Origin of the sequence: uncultured Campylobacter sp. (assembly GCF_938018035.1) — a bacterium.
Classification (GTDB): domain Bacteria; phylum Campylobacterota; class Campylobacteria; order Campylobacterales; family Campylobacteraceae; genus Campylobacter_B.
In genome coordinates, this window is the sequence record NZ_CALIJF010000004.1 from 1 (window position 1) to 1730 (window position 1730).

At 48.7% G+C, this 1730-nt stretch carries 3 protein-coding genes; all 3 read right to left on the reverse strand.

Features of this window, described 5'->3' with window-relative positions; translation table 11 throughout:
- Positions 1 to 6 precede the first annotated feature (6 nt).
- A complete protein-coding gene (locus tag Q0257_RS00035) occupies positions 7 to 966 on the reverse strand; it encodes a nicotinate-nicotinamide nucleotide adenylyltransferase (protein ID WP_298019971.1) in 960 nt (319 codons plus the stop codon).
- The gene (locus Q0257_RS00040; protein WP_298019973.1) at positions 963 to 1361 is read right to left on the reverse strand and encodes a hypothetical protein; all 399 of its coding nucleotides are present in this window, start codon (positions 1359 to 1361) and stop codon (positions 963 to 965) included. The genes Q0257_RS00035 and Q0257_RS00040 overlap by 4 nt, the downstream gene beginning before the upstream one ends.
- Positions 1362 to 1435: 74 nt before the next feature.
- On the reverse strand, positions 1436 to 1730 hold a 295-nt coding region (locus Q0257_RS00045; RefSeq protein WP_298019976.1), incomplete at its 5' end, for a hypothetical protein.

The window sequence follows — 1730 nt, forward strand, 5'->3', positions numbered from 1 at the left end:
CGGCACCTAATATAACCATGATTCCTTAACGCCGTTTTCCGCTGCGCCGCCCATGTCGGCCATACAATTCGCATTGCCGCTTGAAATTTCGCTTGCAACGGCGCTTGAAATTATGCTTGCATTTGTGATTTCGCTCGCGTCTGCGCTTAAAATTTCGTTCCGGACAGCGCTCGGAATTTTGCTAGTACTCGAAATTTCGCCCCCGACGGAGTTTGAAATTTCTCTCATAACGATGTCGGACACTTTGCTTGCGACGACGCTTGAAATTTTATCTGCACTTAAAATTTTGCTTACGTCGTTTGCACCGCCCGCATTACTTTTGCAGCCGCCCGAAATTCCACTCATCGTGCTTTGCGAAATTCCGTCCATTTCGCTTTTGCTACCAACCGAAATTTGATCCGCCATTCCGCCTTGCAAAGCTTCGTTTTTTGCACTAGCGGGGATGCTCGCCCCGCCCGTAATATCGGCGGAGCAGGCGTCGCTGATTAGAATTTTACCTATATCGCACGACAAAGCCCCGTCCGTCTTCTCGGGTAAAATTTCGCCCGCGCTGCCAGGAGTATAAGCACCGGCAGAAATTTTATTCGCAATATTTGCGCCGTTAGGTAAAACCCTATCCGTTACGGCTGTCGGGGTTTTACCCATTCCGCCTGCCGTCTTGGACGTGATTTTGTCGTTTCCGCCGTATTTTTCGAGCAGAAATTTCACGCTTTGTATCGTGGGTACCGGGCGGTTTTGCGAAATTTCATAATCGCTCGCCTCCACGCCCGGGGCGTCGCTCCACAGCGCTTGGCACCATCTAAGCCGCAGCTGCGGAGGTGCCGAAAAGCTTTTTTTAAACGGGTTTAGAAATGACGGCATTATGATCAGCAAGTCAGGCTTCAGGCTGGATAAGATCGCCTTCACCGCGGCGTCGTGTCCTGCGTGCGGCGGATCGAAACTGCCGCCGAAAAGTGCGATCTTCACGCGCCCGCTCCGCGCCGTTTCGCGCCACAAAATTTCGCACTATCCGCCGCAAATTCTGCGGCATAAAATTTTGCGCGGCACAATCTTGCTTTATGAAATTTTACGCTGTAAAATTCCGCTTCGCCAAATTTTGTTTCAAAAAATCCCGCGTTTTGCAGCGCGGTAAATTTAAAGGAGGCGGCGGCGCAAAGGCTAGGGCTGCGTCGTAGCCCTTTTGCGGCGGCAAATTTGAAAAGCGCGTCTCCGCGGAATTTTACCTCGCCGAATTTCGCTGCGTTAAATTTCATTTTAAGCTCTAAATTTGGCGTCCGGGACTTCATCTCGCTAAATTTCGTATCGTGAAATTTAGCCGCATAAAATTTCGCAGTGCGAGCTAAAAAACTGGTCTCGCGCAATTCTGCTTTGTAAAATTTGACGTCGCATACCCTAAATTTTGATTTGCAGAATTCCATGCCGCAAAAGTTTGTCTTTAAAAATTCTGTTCCGTAGGTCGCAAAATTTGCACCATGAAATTTCTCGTCGTGAAATTTAAAATGCGAGTGTCGTGATTGCCGAATTTGTCGCGTATGACGAAGCGTTTCATTGCAAAATTTAAAACCGCGAAGCTTGGCATCGTGTGCCCCGGGCTCTGCGCCGCAAGGATAAAATTTAACGCCACTCCCACTAAATTTTGCAGCGCAAAATCCAGCGGCTGCGAAGTAGGCGTTAGAATTTGGGTTTTTGTAAGGCTTTTGCACGGGCCGCCTACATATATTTTTCTAAAA